This is a genomic window from Cobetia sp. 29-18-1 (genome assembly GCF_029846405.1).
In the GTDB taxonomy this organism is placed as follows: domain Bacteria; phylum Pseudomonadota; class Gammaproteobacteria; order Pseudomonadales; family Halomonadaceae; genus Cobetia; species Cobetia amphilecti.
The window spans coordinates 67590-86287 of sequence record NZ_JARWKS010000014.1; the positions used below are offsets into that span (position 1 = coordinate 67590).

General features: G+C 62.3%; 19 protein-coding genes. 13 read left to right on the forward strand and 6 right to left on the reverse strand.

The window, feature by feature from the left end:
• The first annotated feature begins 639 nt into the window (after positions 1-639).
• The 3 genes from QD208_RS11915 (at position 640) to QD208_RS11925 (ending at position 2957) form a co-directional block, all read left to right on the forward strand.
• Positions 640-1374 (forward strand): amino acid ABC transporter substrate-binding protein, encoded by a 735-nt coding sequence (locus QD208_RS11915; RefSeq protein ID WP_279836953.1) that lies wholly within the window; start codon positions 640-642, stop codon positions 1372-1374.
• A 147-nt stretch (positions 1375-1521) separates the two neighbouring features.
• A complete protein-coding gene (locus QD208_RS11920) occupies positions 1522-2196 on the forward strand; it encodes an amino acid ABC transporter permease (protein WP_043335389.1) in 675 nt (224 codons plus the stop codon).
• Positions 2193-2957 (forward strand): amino acid ABC transporter ATP-binding protein, encoded by a 765-nt coding sequence (locus tag QD208_RS11925; RefSeq protein ID WP_131431600.1) that lies wholly within the window; start codon positions 2193-2195, stop codon positions 2955-2957. Before QD208_RS11920 ends, QD208_RS11925 begins: the two co-directional genes overlap by 4 nt.
• A gap of 191 nt (positions 2958-3148) precedes the next feature.
• On the opposite strand, the gene QD208_RS11930 is transcribed toward QD208_RS11925, so the two are convergent.
• Together QD208_RS11930 and QD208_RS11935 are read right to left on the reverse strand one after the other, a co-directional pair.
• Entirely contained in the window at positions 3149-3415 is a 267-nt protein-coding gene (locus QD208_RS11930) for a late competence development ComFB family protein (protein WP_054556810.1), read from the reverse strand.
• 200 nt (positions 3416-3615) lie between these two features.
• The gene (locus QD208_RS11935; RefSeq protein ID WP_082388800.1) at positions 3616-5604 is read right to left on the reverse strand and encodes a cation:proton antiporter; all 1989 of its coding nucleotides are present in this window, start codon (positions 5602-5604) and stop codon (positions 3616-3618) included.
• A 75-nt stretch (positions 5605-5679) separates the two neighbouring features.
• Between QD208_RS11935 and QD208_RS11940 the strand changes: the two genes are divergently transcribed.
• Complete coding sequence (locus QD208_RS11940; protein WP_279836914.1) at positions 5680-6045, forward strand: YqcC family protein; 366 nt, start codon at positions 5680-5682, stop codon at positions 6043-6045.
• A 115-nt stretch (positions 6046-6160) separates the two neighbouring features.
• Positions 6161-6661 (forward strand): gamma-glutamylcyclotransferase family protein, encoded by a 501-nt coding sequence (locus tag QD208_RS11945; RefSeq protein WP_248379153.1) that lies wholly within the window; start codon positions 6161-6163, stop codon positions 6659-6661.
• Between the two features lie 135 nt (positions 6662-6796).
• On the opposite strand, the gene brnQ is transcribed toward QD208_RS11945, so the two are convergent.
• Positions 6797-8137 carry a branched-chain amino acid transport system II carrier protein gene (gene brnQ, locus QD208_RS11950; protein WP_279836915.1) on the reverse strand — a complete coding sequence of 447 codons (1341 nt, stop codon included), beginning with the start codon at positions 8135-8137 and terminating at the stop codon, positions 6797-6799.
• 269 nt (positions 8138-8406) lie between these two features.
• A complete protein-coding gene (locus tag QD208_RS11955) occupies positions 8407-9690 on the reverse strand; it encodes a DUF1853 family protein (RefSeq protein ID WP_279836916.1) in 1284 nt (427 codons plus the stop codon).
• A gap of 1276 nt (positions 9691-10966) precedes the next feature.
• Between QD208_RS11955 and QD208_RS11960 the strand changes: the two genes are divergently transcribed.
• From QD208_RS11960 to QD208_RS11990, 7 genes are all read left to right on the forward strand, one after another.
• On the forward strand, positions 10967-11314 hold the full coding sequence (locus QD208_RS11960; protein WP_279836917.1) for a hypothetical protein: 348 nt from the start codon (positions 10967-10969) through the stop codon (positions 11312-11314).
• An 86-nt stretch (positions 11315-11400) separates the two neighbouring features.
• Positions 11401-11733, forward strand: coding sequence for a hypothetical protein (locus QD208_RS11965; protein ID WP_279836918.1), 333 nt, complete (start codon positions 11401-11403; stop codon positions 11731-11733).
• 115 nt (positions 11734-11848) lie between these two features.
• Positions 11849-12181 (forward strand): hypothetical protein, encoded by a 333-nt coding sequence (locus QD208_RS11970; RefSeq protein WP_279836919.1) that lies wholly within the window; start codon positions 11849-11851, stop codon positions 12179-12181.
• 549 nt (positions 12182-12730) lie between these two features.
• Positions 12731-12982, forward strand: coding sequence for a hypothetical protein (locus tag QD208_RS11975; protein ID WP_279836920.1), 252 nt, complete (start codon positions 12731-12733; stop codon positions 12980-12982).
• Positions 12983-13222: 240 nt separating this feature from the next.
• Complete coding sequence (locus QD208_RS11980; RefSeq protein WP_279836921.1) at positions 13223-13510, forward strand: hypothetical protein; 288 nt, start codon at positions 13223-13225, stop codon at positions 13508-13510.
• Between the two features lie 73 nt (positions 13511-13583).
• Complete coding sequence (locus QD208_RS11985; RefSeq protein WP_279836922.1) at positions 13584-14345, forward strand: haloacid dehalogenase type II; 762 nt, start codon at positions 13584-13586, stop codon at positions 14343-14345.
• Between the two features lie 211 nt (positions 14346-14556).
• Positions 14557-15240, forward strand: coding sequence for a carboxylesterase (locus QD208_RS11990; protein ID WP_279836923.1), 684 nt, complete (start codon positions 14557-14559; stop codon positions 15238-15240).
• Between the two features lie 112 nt (positions 15241-15352).
• On the opposite strand, the gene QD208_RS11995 is transcribed toward QD208_RS11990, so the two are convergent.
• A complete protein-coding gene (locus QD208_RS11995; protein ID WP_279836924.1) occupies positions 15353-15919 on the reverse strand; it encodes a DUF6314 family protein in 567 nt (188 codons plus the stop codon).
• On the opposite strand from QD208_RS11995, the gene QD208_RS12000 reads away from it, so the two are divergent.
• Positions 15918-16793 carry a DMT family transporter gene (locus QD208_RS12000; RefSeq protein ID WP_279836925.1) on the forward strand — a complete coding sequence of 292 codons (876 nt, stop codon included), beginning with the start codon at positions 15918-15920 and terminating at the stop codon, positions 16791-16793. The genes QD208_RS11995 and QD208_RS12000 overlap by 2 nt on opposite strands.
• 39 nt (positions 16794-16832) lie before the next feature.
• On the opposite strand, the gene QD208_RS12005 is transcribed toward QD208_RS12000, so the two are convergent.
• Positions 16833-18551 (reverse strand): PLP-dependent aminotransferase family protein, encoded by a 1719-nt coding sequence (locus QD208_RS12005; protein ID WP_279836926.1) that lies wholly within the window; start codon positions 18549-18551, stop codon positions 16833-16835.
• Positions 18552-18698: the final 147 nt, after the last annotated feature.

Below are 18698 nucleotides of genomic sequence, written 5' to 3' on the forward strand. Positions count from 1 at the left end.
ATGTCTGGAATGGCAGCGACTTTAGCGATTCACCGGCTGTCATGCCACCCGCTGGCGTGTGATGGCGGCCAGAGGGAAGAGGGCGACCTGATCCTATTATGGCCGCTCTTTCGGCCCGTGATGGCTTGACAGATGACGCGGCACCTCAAGTCCCGATGAGCGTTTTGCAGGTTGATGATTTTTTGATCAATTTTCGTCATCCCACGGCTGGCGCGGCTTGCAGCGTGACCGAGACGGGTTATCCACAGCATCGTCCACGGATGGCGTGAATAACTGTCATCCACTTGTCGTCAGGCTGACATCTAACGCTGCAGGTAGCCCAGACGGCGTCACTGGCCCGCCATGACAGGCATGCTAGAATCGCGCTCATTGACAGGAATGCTGTCTTATTCCTTCTGGTTATGACCTTAAGGGATGAAATGATTGGGAATGCGGGGCAGTCCCGTTATCCTATACAACCAAATCACATATAAAAGGCTGTGCTTATACCTGTTCTGTTGGCTCGACATCCGCGATCAGCCGAATGTCAGCGACCGTCCAGCGCCAATGGCCCAGTCTTGCGATCCACGAGGAATCCCGATGCGCCAATCACGTTCGCTCGCAGCTGTCTTCTCTTCTACCGCTCTCAAGGGCGCCGTGATGGCTGCCGCGCTGGGCGCGACCACCCTGGGCAGCCTGGCGGCACAGGCTGACACCCTCAAGGTCGGCATGTCGGGCGGCTACTTCCCGTTCACCTTCGTCAAGCAGGACAAGCTGCAGGGCTTTGAAGTGGATGTCCTCAACGCCGTCGGCGAGATCACCGGCGACGACATCGAATTCGTGACCATGAGCTTCTCCGGCCTGATCGGCTCACTGGAAACCGGCCGCATCGACACCGTGGCCAACCAGATCACCATCACCGATGCACGCCAGGCCAAGTTCGCCTTCACCCAGCCCTACGTCTATGACGGGGCCCAGGTGGTCAAGCGTCGCGGCAATGACGAGATCACCGGCGTCGAGTCCCTCAAGGGCCACAGCGTGGCGGTCAACCTGGGCTCCAACTACGAAGCGCTGATGAAAGAGCTGCCCTACGCCGACCAGATCGACATCAAGACCTATGAGTCCAACATCGAGCAGGACACCGCCCTGGGCCGTGTCGATGCCTTCGTGATGGACCGCGTCAGCGCAAGTCAAGTGATCCAGAAGACGCCGCTGCCGCTGGAACTGGCTGGCAAGCCGTTCTCGCGCCTGGAGAACGCACTGCCGTTCCGCAAGGACGCCGAAGGCGAGGCCAAGCGTGACGAGGTGGATGCCGCGCTGACCGAGCTCAAGGAAAATGGCCGCCTGGCCGAGATTTCCAACAAGTGGTTCGGCAACGACATCACCACGCCTTGAACATTGCCCGCTGCGCCCTGATACAAGGGCGCATGCCAGGATGTCATGTGCAAACGGGGTGACGGCTTGACCGTCGCCCCGTTGTCGTCATGTCGACGGGTGTCTTTCCAGACCCTCAGCCAAGCCCCCAGCCTGTCCGGATAACGAATGGATACTCTCAATATCGATTACATGCTTGGCCTGTTGCCGGTCATGCTCAAATACCTGCCACTGACACTCAAGATGGCCTGTATCGGCATGGTGGCCGCGCTGGTGCTGGCCTCGCTGTTGGCGGTAGTGCGGGTGCTCAAGGTGCCGGTGCTGAATGCGCTGACCATCGTGTTCATCTCCTTCTTCCGCGGCACGCCGCTGCTGGTGCAGTTGTTCCTGTTCTACTACGGCCTGCCGCAGGTGATGGCGTTCCTGACCCAGATCGATGGCGTCACCGCGACGATTCTCGGCCTGACGCTGCACTTCTCGGCCTACATGGCCGAATCCATCCGCGCTGCCATCGTCGGGGTCGATCGCAGCCAGACCGAAGCGGCGCTCTCCATCGGCATGACCAATGTCCAGCTGATGCGGCGCATCGTGCTGCCACAGGCGGCCCGCGTGGCGGCCCCCACGCTGATGAACTACTTCGTGGACATGATCAAGTCCACGTCGCTGGCCTTCACGCTGGGGGTGACCGAGTTGATGGGCGCGACCCAGAAGGAAGCGGCCAGCAGCTTCCTGTACTTTGAATCCTTCATCATGGTGGCCATCGTCTACTGGGTGATGGTGGAAGGGCTGTCCTTCGTGCAGCGCTGGATGGAGAAACGTCTCAACAAGGCCTATCAGCGATGATTGCAGTCAGAAACCTGGTCAAGAAATTCGGCGGGCAGGCCGTACTCGATGGCATCACTCTGGAAGTGAAGCAGGGTGAGATCATCGTCGTCATCGGCCCGTCAGGCACCGGCAAGTCCACGCTGCTGCGCTGCATCAACTTCCTCGAGCAGCCCGATGGTGGCGAGATCCAGATCGGCGAGCGCAAGGTCGAGGCTACACGCGCCAGCCGTCACGACATTCTCGGTCTGCGTCGCAGCAGTGCCTTCGTGTTCCAGAACTATGCGCTGTTCGCCAACAAGACGGCGCTGGAGAACATTGCCGAGGGCCTGATCGTCGTCAACGGCTGGCCCAAGGCCAAGGCGCACCAGCGAGCGCGCGAGATTCTCGAGCGTATCGGCATGAGCGAGAAGGCGGACGCCTTCCCGGCGGCTCTGTCAGGCGGTCAGCAGCAGCGTATCGGCATCGGGCGCGCCATGGCCGCCCAGGCCGAGGTGATCCTGTTCGATGAGCCGACCTCGGCACTGGACCCGGAATGGGTCGATGAGGTGCTGGAGCTGATGAAGCAGCTGGCGGTCGAGCGCCAGACCATGATCGTGGTCACCCACGAGATGCAGTTCGCTCGGGAAGTCGCCGACCGCGTCATCTTCATGGAAGGCGGGCGTATCGTCGAGCAGGGGCCGCCGAGTCAGCTGTTCAGCGCGCCGAAGGATGACCGCACGCGCGCCTTCCTGCGCAAGGTGCTGGATGAAGTGCCGCCGCAGTGCGCCGAGGGCATCTGATACTGCCCGGTTGAGGTAATGCCCCTCAGGCCACCTGAGGTAAAGCCTCGGGCAGTACCTGCGACAGACACAACGGCCACCGCGATATCCATCGCGGTGGCCGTTGTCGTTTCGCTGGCGGTGATCATTGATCCGTTTCTGGTGTTGCAGGGCGCGTTCAGGGCGACGCTTCATGGGGCCGCAGCGTGTAGCTAGCCGTGGCGGGGCATCGAGCGCACCTTGTCGAAGGCTTCCTGAAGCGCCATCGAGACGCGCTCTTCCAGCAGCTCCTGCTCGGCGGGCGCCATGTAGAACGCCATGTCGACGTCGTGGCGGATATAGCGGGGCGCCAGCTGATTGAGCGCGATGCAGGCCACGTCTTCGCGGCTGTCGACATCCATGGCGTGGCTATCGGGATGCAAGCGCAGCTGGTCGAGCACCAGCTGCTCCATGTAGTTGTGTACGCCTGCGCTTTCCATGTGTATTGCCTCCTGGTGATGGGTGCTATCTCCCATGCAGGGCCGTGCCCCCTGACATGTCGATCCCTTCAGTGTGCTCATCAGTATGTTCATCCGAGCTGACTCTCTGTGACGCTCTCCCTCCCTGCCGCCAGCTCGGTTGCTGGCGGCAGGACAGCAGGCGGCGGAGTCTTTGGGTGTCGCCTGCCGCTCAAGGTCTTTCAGCCGGTCAGCAGGCGGGTTTCCGCCTCTTCAATATGATCAGCCAATCCCGATAATACCAGTGTATCGCCACACGCCAGCGTCAGGTCGCCGGTGGGTTCTTCCAGGTTCTCGCCACTGGCGCGCACCACGCGTGAGACGAGAATGCCGCACACTTCCGGCAGGGCGATGTCGTCCAGTCGCCGGCCACAGGCCCAGGCATCGGCGGTCAGCGTCAGCGGATGACGCCGCAGCAGCGGGTTGCCGCGTTTGTCGGTCAGCTGGGACTGCTGACCATGGAAATAGCCATGCAGCATGCTGTAGCGCGCCTCGCGCGCATTCTGGATCGAGCGCGCCACGCGGCGGAAGGGCACCTCGAGATTGACCAGTACATGCGAGACCAGCATCAGCGAGCCCTCGAGCACCTCGGGAATCACCTCGGTGGCCCCGGCGGCCTTGTAGGTCTCGAGGTCCGCGTCATCCTGGGTGCGCACCAGCACCTTGAGGTTCTCGAGTTCCAGCGGCTGGATGGCGCGCAGTATGGCCAGCGCGTGCGAGAGCTGATTGACGGTGATCACCACCTGACGGGCGCGCTCGATACCGAGTGCGCGCAGGATTTCCAGACGCTGCGCATCGCCGAACACCACCGGCTCACCGGCGCTGGCGGCCTCGTGGACGCGGATGGGGTCGGCATCGATGGCGATCCACTCAAGCTTTTCCTGAGTGAGAAATCGCCCCACTGTCTGGCCGACACGCCCGAAGCCGCACACGATGACATGGCCACTGAGCGGGGCGGTGGCGGCGCTCAGCTCCGCGGTGGTGTGCGGGTTCTCCTGGGTGGGCGTAGTGGAGCGACACAGGCGGCGCGTCAGTTGCTGGTTGTGGCGAATCAGGCTTGGCGTGACCACCAGCGAGCCGATGATGATCGCCACCACCAGGCCCACGGTCTCGTTGTCCATCAGGCGTTGCTGACTGGCCAGGGCCAGCAGCGCGAAGCCGAATTCGCCACCCTGGGACAGCACCAGGCCAGTGCGCAGCGCGCTGTCCAGCGGGCGGCCGGAGAGGCGCGCCAGCCCGGTGATCAGCAGTGCCTTGGTCGCCAGCAGGCAGGCCACGCCGATGACGACCCAATACCACTGGGCCAGCAACACCTGCGGGTCCAGCAACATGCCCACCGAGACGAAGAACAGCCCCAGCAGGATGTCGCGGAAGGGCCGGATATCGGCCTCGATCTGATGGCGGAAATGGCTCTCGCCGAGCATCATCCCGGCCAGGAAGGCGCCCAGCGCCATCGACAGATGCAGGCTGTGGGTCAGCCAGGCGGAGAACAGCGCCACCAGCAGCACGGTGAGGACGAACAGCTCTTCCGAGCGCGCGCGCGAGATTTCCTGAAACACGAACGGCAGCACCCACTTGCCGATCATCAGCATCACCGCCACCAGCCCGAGCCCCTTGATGAGCATCAGGCCCAGGTCACTGAGCAGCTGGCTGCCATCACCGGCCATGGCCGGAATCAGGATCAGGAACAGCAGGGCGGCGAGATCCTGGAACAGCAGCACGCCCACGGCGGCGTGGCCGTGGGGGCTGTCCAGTTCATTCCAGCGCGCCAGTTCCCGCGTGACGATGGCGGTGGAGGAAAGCCCCAGCGCGCCGGCTGCGACCAGCGCCGCCGCCGGTGACAGGCCCAGCGCCGAGCCCAGTGCCCAGAACAGGCCGCTGCATACCGCCACCTGACAGGCGCCCAGCCCGAATACCGTGGTCTTGAGCGCGCGCATGCGCGGCACCGAGAATTCGAGGCCGAGCGAGAAGAGCAGAAATACCAGTCCGAATTCCGACAGGAAGGCGAGTTCTTCCGGGCGACCGATCCAGCCCGCCAGATGAGGGCCGACCAGAAAGCCGACCGCCAGATAGGCCAGCACCGGCGGCAGATGCAGGCGGCGGAACAGCGCCGCGGCCACTACCGAGGCTCCCAGCAGTATCATCACATCATTGAACAGCGTGTCTGCCATGCGGCCTCCTGGCCTTCCGTGAGCATCATCGGGATAATAGCGTGAACGAACCATGCATGATTTGACGGAGGTCGCATGAATCTGACTGAACAACCCCAGGACGGCGAGATCGCCGGCAATCCCTACGACGAGCTGCGCGCGCTGCTGGCACGTCTGGAAGCGACCATGAAGGCAGCAGACCTGTGGCGCATGGACACGCCATCCCCGCAGGCCTTCATGAGTGTGGAGCCATTCTGTGTCGATCGCATGGACATGGGCCAGTGGCTGCGCTTCGTGTTCATCGCCCGCCTGCAAGCGCTGTGCGATGCCCGCGCGCCGTTCCCCGCCAAGTGTGAAGTGGCCCCGGCCATCGAGGCCTGGTTGAAGGATGCCCGCCCCGAGCGCCGCGTGGCGATGACGGAAGTGATCCGCGAGATCGACACGCTGATCACGACGCACTGATTGTCGGGCAGGCATCTCACCTCGCACTGAGCATCCTCTTACCCGACACCTCCCACTGAGCCCTTCGCGCGTGATGCCCTCGCATTGCGCCTCGAGACAACTGTCAGGAGCTTGCATGGCCTATTACTTCGCCTACGGCAGCAACATGAATCCGGCGCGTGTCGTGGCACGCATCGGCGAGACGCGACGGGCCGTGCATGGTTGGCTGCAAGAGCATCGCCTGAGTTTCGACAAGGCCTCTCGGGTCGATGGTATCGCGCATGCCAACGTGCAGCCTGCGCCGGGCGAGCGCGTCGAAGGCGTGCTGTACGAGCTGCTCGAGGCCGAGCAGATCACGCTGATGGACCCCTTCGAAGGCCGCCCGCATGAATATGAGCGTTTCCTACATCCCATCGTCACCCGTGAAGGCGTGATCGACGCCTGGGTGTATGTGGCGCTGCCCGAGCGCACCGCCGAGGGCCTCAAGCCGGCACGCGAATACCTGGAGCATCTGCTTGGCGGGCGTGACTTCCTGACGCCGGACTACTTCACGGCGCTGAGCGGCGTCGAGGCCGTGCATGCGCTGGATGACGCCACCCTGGCTCAGCTGGGCCTGTCGCGTAGTACGCCGCGCTGACGGTCGCCTGCTAGCGGACGGGTGCCTGTCATCTGTTTTCTGTCAGCTGTCGTGTGGCAACAAAAAGCCCGCCTCTCGTTGGAGAGGCGGGCTTTCGTGTTTCTGGTCACGCTGCGTGACTGATTGGCGTGAGCCTCAGTCCTGTGCGGCCAATGCCGGGTCCAGGTTCGTCTGGTCACGACGGCTGGCCAGCATGCCGATGATCAGCCCCGCCAGCGCCGGCGCCAGCCAGCCCAGATTCATCGAGGCCAGCGGCAGCAGCGGCTCGATGCGGTGCGAGATGGCCATCAGCGAGTCGATGCCACTGGCTTCGAAGCCATCCAGCAGGCTGACCAGCAGCGTCAGGCCCAGGGTCCAGGCGAACACGCGCGGCGCATCGTGCAGGCGCGGACGCAGGTAGGACAGCAGCGTCAGCACCAGCACCAGCGGATAGAGCGTCACCAGCACCGGAATCGAGACGCTGATCAGGGTCGAGAGGCCCAGGTTGGCGATCAACGCCGAGGCCACGGCCATCACGATCACCAGCAGGCGGTAGGGCACGCTCGGCAGCAGGCGATGGAAGAACTCGCCGCAGGAGGTCAACAGGCCCACCGCGGTGGTCAGGCACGCCAGGGTGATGACCAGCGCCAGGATCAGCTTGCCGGCATCGCCGAACAGCGCCTCGACGTAGACCGGGATCAGTTCGCCCTTGGCCGCTTCGCTGACCAGTGCATGGCTGGTAGCGCCCATGTAGGTCAGCGGCAGGTAGACGGCGGCCAGACAGATGGCGGCGATGGCGCCTGCCCACAGGGTGTAGCGGGTCACGTCAGCGGTCGCGGTGATGCCGCGTGCCTTGATCGCCGAGACGATCAGGATGCCGAACACCATCGAGGCCAGCGCATCCATGGTCAGGTAGCCCTGCTGGAAGCCGGTCATGAACGGCGCCTCGGCCCATTCGGGACTCACCGGCCCCAGCGGTCCCTGTGGGTCGATGATGGTGAACAGCGCGATCAGCGCCAGCAGCGCGATCAGCAGCGGCGTCAGCCACTTGCCGACCACATCCATCAACTTGCCCGGGCTCAGCGCGATCAGCGTGGCGATGCCGAAGAACACCACCGAATGCAGGGCCAGGCCGCTCTGTGCTGACATGTCGATGAAGGGGCGCATGCCCATCTCGAAGGCCACGGTGCCGGTGCGCGGAATCGCGAACATCGGCCCGATGGACAGGTAGATGGCGACGCCGAAGGCCGCGGCCGCCCACTTGGGCAACGGCGAGGTGATCTTGTCGAGGCCGCCGCCGATCACGGCCACCGCGACGATACCGGCCAGCGGCATGCCGACACCGGTGGCCAGAAAGCCCAGTGCCGCCGGCCAGAATTCGGCACCCGCGCCCTGACCCACCTGAGGCGGGAAGATGATATTGCCTGCGCCCAGAAAGAGGGCAAAGGTCATGAAGCCCAGCGCCACGATATCGAGGCTGGAAAGTCGTGTTTTCACTATGACGTCCTACGGATTCAGCAGATGCGTTGCAGCAGGCGTCATCAGGTGACCGATGAGGTGGTCGGTCAGGCAAGAAGACGTGCCGAGAAGCCGTTGGCTAGCGACAGGGGTGGGTCACCAGCAGACCCGGGAGCAGCGGGGTAGTGTTGCGCGCGGGCCGAATGGCGAGATCAGGCTGACGGATTGTCGCCACCCTGATCTGACGCGGCGCATTATCGTTGATTTCACGTAGCAAGACAAAGCCACCAGCAAGCCACGCGCCAGGCTCACTGCGCGGCAGGCGCCGAGGGCGGTAGTGGAATGAAGCTCGGCCAGTCATCTGGCACCACGAAGATCCGCCATTGCTGGCGAGGCGAGCTGGCGGTGGTCGGCTCGCCGTCAGGCGCCGCCACGCTGCGCTCCAGCCACAGCTGGCGGGGGTGTTGATGCGTGCGCTGGCGGCTGTGCTGCTGCGCCGCCGTGACTTGCAGAACTGGTTCGTCCGGCCTGAGGTCGTCAGCGGCGCCGGGGGGCGCGAAGTGATCGCGCAGCCAGCGGTCCAGTTCATGCCATGGTTGTAGCGACGCCACGGGCGGGGCGGCCAGCCAGGCAGGCTTTTCCCTGACGCAGCCCAGCAGCGGGCCGCCATGCATCGGGGAGGCCTCGAGGATCTGACAGAAGGCGGCAAACTGGCTGACGCTCATCCACCAGCCGGCTTGGCGCGCACTCTCGGGATGGCAATGGCGGGGCGGGGGCAGCCAGTCGGCGGGCGCCTGGTCTGGCTGCCAGGGGCGAAACAGGCAACCGGGCAATGCCAGTAGCTGGCCTGCAAGCAGCGGGGCAGACGGATCTTCTACCGACGGTGGGTTCGTCTCGCTCGCGTCTGCCTGTCTGGCCAGTGCTTGTCTGGTCAGTGCCTGGCGAATCGTCTGCTGCCCGCGCTCGGTATAGGCGAGGGGCAATTGATGCTCAAGGCTGCGCTGATACTTGATGGCGAGGCTATCGGCGCCACCGGGGCCTATCCAGCGTGCCGGGCTGTCAGCCGCTTCGGGGCCTTCGGGCAGGCCGAGATAGAACTTGATCGCGACCTCCAGGTGCGTGGGCGCCGTGTCCTGCGCCGCCAGATAGAGCATGTCCAGCTCGCCCAGCGTGATCTTGCCCTGGGAAATCCTGAGGTTGTTGACCAGCAGGCGACTGCCAGGCGCGTGTGCCAGCACGAATTGCCAGAGCAGCTCATGGTAGTGGCCCAGGCGATAGTGGCGGCGCTCATTCACGGCGGCCTCGAGCGCGTGGGGCGCCTGCTCCAGCGTCATCAGCCAGTGGTGGCGGACGCGGTCATCCTTTAGCCCGAGTGCCGCCAGGGACGGGCGTGGGTAACGCGCAAGCTGCAAGAGATCCGGGGCACTCAGAAGCCAGGCGATATCCCTGACGCGCGGGTGACTGTAGGGCGCGCAGTCGCGGCGCAGGTCGCAGCCGGTCGCACAGGGGGAGTCGGCCCATTGGGCAAAAGGGGGCGTTGACTCGGCTGCACCGGGCGATGCATGGGACGGGGCTTCGGGCTCGATAGGCATGACGCCAGTGTATCCCACGTCGGATGACGGTCGATAATGCGCGACGTCGTTCGGGGCTGGCTCTGTGTGAACCGAGCCGAGTGCTGCTTGCCGGCCGTGGTGTCCTGCTGCTCCTTTCCTCCCTCTATCTACTCCCTTCTCCTTTCCCTTCCTCCACTCCCACTCTCTGCTCCCTCTGTCTGCCCCCTCTGTCTTTTCGCTCCTTTTCCTCACTCGCCACTCTTACCCGACCCTTTGCGCCAGTCTTGCGCTGCTCACGCGACACTTTCTCGCCGCTTTCTTGACGCTCTTCCAACACGTTCTGCTGTCCGCCGCCGGTAATGCGACGGCCGTCCCCAGGCTGTCATCATTTTGACATCGTTGCGTGGGTCGCCTAAGCGATTGAAAACGTTGGGATTACTTCGCGTGGGTGAGTGAGGGTGCTTCAGTCCGGGTTGGAAGAGCGCTGAATTGATTCGCTGGGGGAATCAATCCTGTTCCGGTGCGGGGATATATCCCGCGGCTCGCGAGGTTCACAATGCACTCCATCAACGTTGCAGCAAATATGCAGGGCTGATGAGGCGGTATTGACCTCGAGCTCTTGGTTGTCGAGCGACATGAATCTTCTCGACATCAGTGGGCAAGGCGTCACCGATTGACAGTGTGAGGGGCAGGAACCACGCCCTGAACAATCGGTCAATGAATATTCGTAAAGATTGATGTGCACAATTTCTTGCTGTTGGACGCTGTTTTCAGGCGTCTCAGCCAAAGCAAAAAGAAAAATACGCATTTTCTTGTTTTTGTGGCATCCAGTTCTGCTGTGGCGACGTATAACTCATCAGCACAGCAAGACACACCCTGCAGTGTGCAGCATGTTCGACCAAGGTGGTGGGCGAGACACTGTCTTCCTCAACCAAAGTCGATAGTGATCTGCCAGGCCGAAGCGCCGCTCAAGGGGATGGGCCAGCACGCAAACAAGGAATTCTTGCACTCTCCATGTTGTACAAGTCTTTTTCAGAACCGCTGCAATACCTTTATGAGTGATGAGAGGGGCAGGAGGGTCAAGCGCTGGGAAAGGCCGTTCATTTCCAGTGGCGTTGCTCAAAGAGAAACAGTGAGCTTCCAGTTGCACGGCTAGTTTGAACGCAGCATAACCATTAGTCTGTTAATCATCGAAACGCAGCACGCACCACAGTCAGTGAAGGCCAGGACCCGGACAGGGGTCAGCAAACCACTCCTTCACTGACTGACAACGACTCAAAGCGGAAGCATCCGCACCAGGACCAGGAGATACACCATGAAAAACATTTCCCTCAAGACTCTGATCGGTACCGTCGCCATCGCCATCGCCACTGCCAGCACCTCCGTGTTCGCAGCCGATGATAGCCCTGCCGCCGTGCGCGTCCAGAACGCCATCAGCAGCCAGCAGATCATGGGCCAGACTCAGCCGGCTGCCACCAGCCAGCAGAGCTTCTCCGAAACGGGCATGAGCGTTGCTGCCGGTCGCGTTGAGCAGGCGCTCAATGCTGACCACATCCGCGGCGTCGATACCGCTGCCGTATCCCAGGCAAACGCCACCGTCAATGATCAGGGCAAGAGCGTCGCCGCTAGCCGCGTTCAGCAGCACATCAGCGACAACGCCTGAAGCAGAGTGGGTCACTCTGACAACTCGGTGACCCCCGAACATCGCTTCACCTGACATTCGACCTTGCCCATTTCTGGAGAATCATCATGAAAACCCTGACTTCCCTGATCGCCGCCGTTGCCCTGTCCGTGACGGCCACTGGCGTCGCCAATGCCGATAGCGTTGCCGACCAGCAGGTTCGCGCCAACATCAGTGAATCCGTGATCCACGGTCAGGCCCAGCAGGCAGCCACTCAGCAGCAGGCCATCACCGATGCAGGCAAGAGCGTTGCGGCCAGCCGTGTCGAGCAGGCGCTCAACAGCCAGACCATCAAGGGCCAGCAGGCGCAGGTCACTCGCGACACCCAGCAGTTCGTCAATGATTCCGGCAAGAGCGTTGCCGCGTCACGTGTCGAACATGCCCTGAACGACAACGCCTGATGCGTCGCGTCGTCACGCTGACGGCAGCGAACAAGGACTCTGCTTGCGACCTGGCTGACCTTTTTGACCCGGTTGGCCCGGTTGACCCGATAAAAGATTTCACTGGAGATATTTCATGAAAATGCTCAATACCCTCATCGCCGCCACCGCGCTTTCCGTTGCTGCCACCGGTGCTGCCTTTGCAGACAGCGTCGCTGACCTTCAGGTGCGCTCTACGCTCAGCGAATCCGGCATCCACGGCCAGGCCCAGTCCGCCGCCGCCGAGCAAGCCACCTTTGCCGATACTGGCATGAGCGTTGCCGCGGGCCGTGTCGAAAGCTCCTTGAACGATGCTGCGATCGAAGGTCAGCGCGAGACACTGGCATCCGACTCCCAGCAATTCGTCAACGATGCTGGCAAGAGCGTTTCCGCGACTCGCGTCCAGCATGCTCTGAGCGAAAGCGTCTGAGCCAGGTTGTCTGAGCCAGATTGTCCGATTCAGGTTGTCTGAGCCCCGCTCTGATTCGTGACTACGCATAGCAGCAACTGACTCAAGTGTCCCCGCAGCAAGTGTCGTCATGAGCAGCAGTCAGGCCTGAACAGAAGTAGCAATAGCTCGAAGTCCTAAAAGCGTGAACAAGCCAGTCGTAAAGCAGTGTCACTGACACTGATCGCCAGGTGATACCTCGTAGCGAAGTGAAACGACAGTCTGACCCTTCCTGAAATGGCCGGTATCTGTCGGGAGTCATCCCGCGCAGCGACGCCCCGTGCCTCATACGATGTCGTAGAAGGGCCCCGCCATGGGCAAGCCTGAACAGCGCGCCATCGTAAGCCGCATCCTTGTGGGTAGTGCTTGTTGATGGTCTTTGATAATTGTTCATGTGGGTGATGTCAGGTATCAACTCTGATAGATATCCCGCCTGGATATACGCAGTACATGAAGTGATCGATGATGTGTCACTCCATGGCAACTCGATAGTGAAAATGAACGGAGGATAGAAAGATGATCAAGTCATTCATGACTCACGGCCTGGCAGCGTTTGCCCTCGCCACCAGCGGTCTGGCCAGTGCCGATATCAGCACTGGTGACAGCAGTAACGCGCGATTCAATAGCGCTCAATCTCACGGCATTCACAGCGAAGTGCGTGATTATCAGAAGAGCGAAAAGCGCTACGCCGCAAATCCTGACATTCTGATCACCAGCCGTGGCAATGTGTTTGCCGATAGTGATGTGCATGGTGCAGTCGATATCGACGCCGATCATCGCTGAGCTTTCGATGCTGATGGTTCACACGACTCGGTTCACATGACACGCTTCACATGACTTCATGCCGCAAGTTGTCATTGCGAAACAATTGAAGCGCTGTGATTTGATTGCCGCTGCTTGAATCACCGCGCAGCGACGATTGAAGGCGTAGGCACTGATGCGCAAGCAAGTGACTACCGAAATTCAGGGAGAGCGAAAGGAAATATCCCAGACGTAGAGACACTTGGATAGTGAGCAGAACGCTTGAGCAAGGGCTTTGGGCCCCTCCACCAGCCTGCCTTGAGCGACCCGGTGGCAAAACCCTTTCTCAAACGCTTTCCTGTCCTGGGTGTCGCTGTCCCGACATTCATTGCCCGCCACCATGGCGGGTTTTTTTATGCCCGGATTCCAGAAGGGCGCAGCAAGTGGTTGGTCGACTCTGTACATGGCACCTTGCTTGATGCCCGCAATATGCTGAGGGTTATCCAGAGAATTCGTAAAGATTCATCGGCAGTTCACTGTGTGGATGTCATGATGCATCACGGTGATTAAACGTTGTTGATTGCCGGCCTGCATGTCGGATATCCCGAGGCAGGATGCCATGATATCAATCAAGTGGAGGCCCATGATGGTGCGCGGAAAACTCAAGAAAGTGGCGGGTTCATTGGTGTTGGGCGTTGGTCTGATGTCAGGGAGTGTGATGGCGGGTGATGTCGTCGAAAAGCCCAAGGTGCTGATCTTCGATGTCAATGAAACGCTGCTGGATCTTGCCTCGATGCGCAGTTCCGTCGGCGAGGCACTGGGGGGAAGAGAAGACCTGCTGCCCCTGTGGTTCTCGACCATGCTGCATTATTCTCTGGTGTCTACCGTGACTCGGGATTACCACGATTTCGGGCAGATCGGTGTCGCCTCGTTGCGGGTGGTCGCGCAGAACAACGGTGTCGAACTGACGGTTGAGCAGGCGAAGAAGGCCATCATCACCCCGTTGCTGACACTCCCGCCTCATCCTGATGTCAAGGAAGGTCTGGCCAGGCTGAAGGCTGAAGGCTACAAGATCGTCAGTCTGACCAACTCGTCCAACAAGGGCGTCCAGGCGCAGTTCGAAAACGCGGGATTGCTGCCGTATTTCGATGCGCGCTACAGCATTGAAGATATCCAGATCTACAAGCCGGACCTGCGTTCCTATGAATGGGTGCTGGACAAGCTTGATGTCGAACCCGAGGAAGCCATGATGGTCGCGGCACATGGCTGGGATGTCGCGGGCGCCAAGGACGCGGGCTTGCAGACCACGTTCATCGCCCGCCCGGGCAAGGCATTGTTCCCGCTGTCAAAGAAGCCCGATCATGTCGTGAAGGATGTGAACGAACTGGCCGACATTCTGCAATAGCACCAGAACCCTTGATTGACAGAACCCTTGATTGACGGGTGCTGAAGATATCCTGTCATCATGGCGTTTATGGCATTGGTGAGGCTGGCGGTCGTCGAGTGACAGGGCAATTTGCCTGTTCATGGTGAGATTGCCGGCCTCATCGCATGGCAGATGACGGCGTCAATGGTAGGCTGGGCGGCATTCCCCTTCTTACCGACCGGAGCTGAATATGAGTGACGCATCACAGCAGCATGGCCACCGTGCCCCTCAGATCATCGAGCCGAGCGCTCAGGCGGATGCCTGCGTGATCTGGCTGCACGGCCTGGGTGCTGACGGCAGTGATTTCGTGCCCGTGGTGCCTGCGTTGGGTCTGCCTGAGAATCACGGCGTGCGTTTCGTCTTCCCGCATGCACAGGAGCTGGCCGTGACCGTCAATGGCGGCATGCGCATGCCGGCCTGGTACGACATTCTCGAGATGAATCTCGGGCGGCGCGTCGATGAGGTGCAGCTGCGTGAATCCGCGGCCTACGTGCATGCCTTGATCGAGGAGCAGATCGCTCAGGGCATCGCCAGTGAGCGCATCATTCTGGCCGGCTTCTCCCAGGGCGGCGCGGTGGCCTATGAGGCGGCGTTGAGCTGCGAGCGTCCGCTGGGCGGCTTGCTGGCGCTCTCGACCTATTTCGCGACCAGCGCGACCATTGCGCCGAGCGCCGCCAATCAGGGCCTGGCCATCAGTGTCCATCACGGTACCCACGACGATATCGTACCGCTGGCACTGGGTGAGGCGGGCGCCGAGAGTGCGCGTGCACTGGGTCATCCGCTGGAATGGCAGACCTGGCCGATGGCGCACGCCGTGTGTCTCGAGGAAATCGAGGCGATCGGTGAGTGGTTCAAGGTGCGTCTGCTGGCCTGATCGGCCGCTAGGCAAAAACGCCGCTGACGGAGTGATCCGTCAGCGGCGTTTTCGTGTGCTGCCAGCGGCCCCGTCATGCGCCGACAGTCCTCATGTCAGATGCTGGTCGCGCTCAGCAGCGATAGCGGTAGGCGAGGTGTTCATCCTTGCGCGGGCCGGTGATGCGCCAGTCGAGATCAAAGCCCAGGGCATTGCCCGCCTCATCGCGCACGATGACCAGCGTGGCGGCGTAGAGGTCATCGATGCACAGATGCGCTTCACGACTGACGAAGTGGTCTTCGCCTCGAGCGCTGTCGGCCACCAGATCGAACAGGAAGACGGCGGCATCGCGTCCACGACGCTCATGACTGAGCGACAGCGCCTCGCCATCCGCGGCCAGCTGCCAGCGATAGCGGTTGTGGAAGTTGACGCTGGATGACTGGCCCTCGAGCTGGAACTGGCCCTGCTCGAGAAATACCACGCTTTCCGCCTCTTGCTGAGCCGCCTGCCGTGCCCCGTCGTGAGGGGGAGCAGTGGCTTCGCGGGTGACCGTCACCTCGCCGCTTCCCTGGCCAGACCAGGCATTGCGCGAGGCCGGGCCGGAGCGTGACGAAAAATCCAGCCGGTGGATCTGCGCGAGCAGCGCATAGAGGGTTACAATTGGTGTCAACTTCTTCTGGCTACCGGGTTTACTCGTCATGTCCTACCTGATTGGTGTCACGGCCCTCTGGGCCTTCTCGTTTTCCCTGATCGGCGTCTATCTGTCCGGTCAGGTCGATAGCTATCTGGCCGTACTGACGCGTATCGTGCTGGCGTGCCTGATCTTTGCGCCGTTCATGCGCCTGCGGGCGATCAGCGGTCGTCTGCGCTTCCAGTTGATGGCCATCGGCGCGATCCAGCTCGGCCTGATGTACATCTTCTTCTATCGCTCCTTCCTGCTGCTGCCCGTGCCGGAAGTGCTGCTGTTCACCATCTTCACGCCTATCTACATCACCTTGCTCGATGACCTGATGAATAAGCGCCTGTCGCCATTCTACCTGCTGACCGCCGCGATTGCGGTGTTGGGTGCGGCGATCATTCGCTACAACGGGGTCAGTGACGGCTTCTGGCTCGGCTTTGCGGTCGTGCAGGGCGCCAACCTGTGCTTTGCCATCGGGCAGGTGGCCTATCGTCAGGTCGCTCCGCAGCTGCCGGCGGATGTCGCCCATCGCCATGTGTTCGGCTGGTTCTATCTCGGCGCACTGGCGCTGGTGATCGTGATGTTCCTGCTGTTCGGCAGTACCGACAAGCTGCCGTCGCAGCCGGTGCACTTCGTGGTGCTGGGCTGGCTGGGCATCGTGGCCTCGGGGCTGGGCTACTTCCTGTGGAACAAGGGCGCGACCCGGGTCGATGCCGGCACGCTGGCGATCATGAACAATGCACTGGTGCCGGCGGGCCTGCTGGTCAATCTGCTGATCTGGAACCGCGACGCCGACCTGGCGCGTCTGGCGCTGGGTGGGGCGGTCATCGTGGCGGCACTGGTGATCAATCAGGTGTGGGCGCGTCGCCGCGAGCAGGCGCTGCGCATGGCCTGAAAGTCAGTGCCATAAGAAAATCCAGACATCGCATCTCAATCAGCCCTCGCCCTGTGCGAGGGCTTTTTGCAGGTGAGCGGTGAGGCGCGCCAGTATGTCCTGCTGGCGGGGAGCCGTGTCAGAGGGCCGCGCAGCGTTCTGCGTCACTTCCTCGCCAAGCTGGGCCGCATTCAGACGCAGGCCGGACTGTTCGGCATTGAACAGGCTGCCGGGCAGGGTGGCGATGCCTGCATTCAGCAGGTCCTGATGCAACTGCTCAAGCTGGTGTGCCTCAAGGCTGGGCAGACCACACCATTGCAGATAGCCGCCGCTCGGCGGCGGCAGCCAGACGCTGTCACCCAGCGCTGCGCTCAGGTGCGCACGCAGGCGCTCCAGGCGCCTCGCATAGCAGCGTCGCATGCGCTGCACATGGCGGCCGTAATCCCCGCTGGTGATCAGTTCGCTCAGGGCAGCATGCATCCACGGCATGTCGCCCATGCCATTGGCCCAGCGCGCCCGAATCATCGCCTGCAGCCCCAGTGGTGACTCCTGCTCGGGGCGTGACAGCCACAGCCAGCCGCAGCGGGTGCGGGGGTCCAGCGTCTTGGAAAATGATCCGAGACTGATCAGCGCAGGCATCGGCCTGTCGGCATGGCGATGGGCGAGGTCGGCCAGCCACGGCTGGCGGGTATCGAAGCTCAGCTCGGCAAAGGTGGCGTTCTCGACCAGCAGGATGGCGTGGCGTGCCGCCAGTGCCAGCAGGCGGTGGCGATCTGGCGTGCTCAGCTGTCCGCCCAGGGGATTGTGGCCATCCGCGGTCACGATCAGCGCATCCAGCGTCAGGGCGGGCGTCTTGTCATCATGACGTTCGAGCAGACGCTCGAGCGCCGCGACATCCAGTCCCTGGTGCGCGCGGGCAGGGATGGCGATCGCCTGATGGCCCTGGGCTTCGATGGCGGCCACGATGCCGAAATAGCCCGGCGCTTCGACGCCGACCCGACAGCGGCCCTTGGCGGCACGCAGCTGGCCGAGCAGCAGTGACATGCCATGCTGCGCCCCTTGACTGATCAATAGGGCATCGCTGTCGCAGGGATGACCGTGGTGGCTGAGGTGCTGGGCGATGGCGGTGCGCAGCGCGCTCGAGCCCGGTGGCAGGGCATAGGCGCTGGGATGCTGGGCATGCGCCCCGAGCTGAGTGCGCGCCAGACGATACAGGCGTCGCACGGCGGGGGCGTCCAGCTCCGGATGAGCGGCACCCAACGGCGCCAGGCGCGGATCACTGGCATTCGCCATCGCCTGCCAGGCCGGGTCACTGATGGTGAGCGTGGTGATGGCACGCGGCCTGTGATGTGACTCTTGTTGCCCGTGCTGCGACTCGCCGAAGTGGCGTGATGAAGCCGGGCTGGTCTGTGAGCCGGCATTCAGGGCGCCATTCAGGGCATCCGTGTCGTGAGCAGCCTGCGTCGATGGCGCGACCCGATAGCCGGCACGCGGTTCGGCGATGATCAGGCCCGCCGCCTCCAGCTCGCCATAGGCACGAATCACGCTGTTGAGGCCGAGCCCCGCCTGCGCCGCCTGCCGTCTGAGCGAAGGCAGGCGCTGTCCCGCGCTCAGTTTACCCGTCGCCATCTGGGTCTTGAGCCGCTCGACCAGCTGCTGATAGCGCGGCAGCGTCGCGGATGTGGCGCCTGAGCTGGCGCCTGAACTGGTGGTTGAGTTGCTGGCATCGCCGGCAAGCGAAGGGCGGCTGGCGGACGAAGCGTGCTCGGCGGATGACATGTCTGTCTGTACCCCTTGAATTGGTGATTATCTGTATCTTGTGCCCCCTTGAGGGTTCGCGGCAAGCTGAAGGCTCATGTCGTGGTCCCGGCGACGCACGTCCTGCACCTGCCTATGGGCCGACCGCTTGTCATTTCTCTCGCTGGA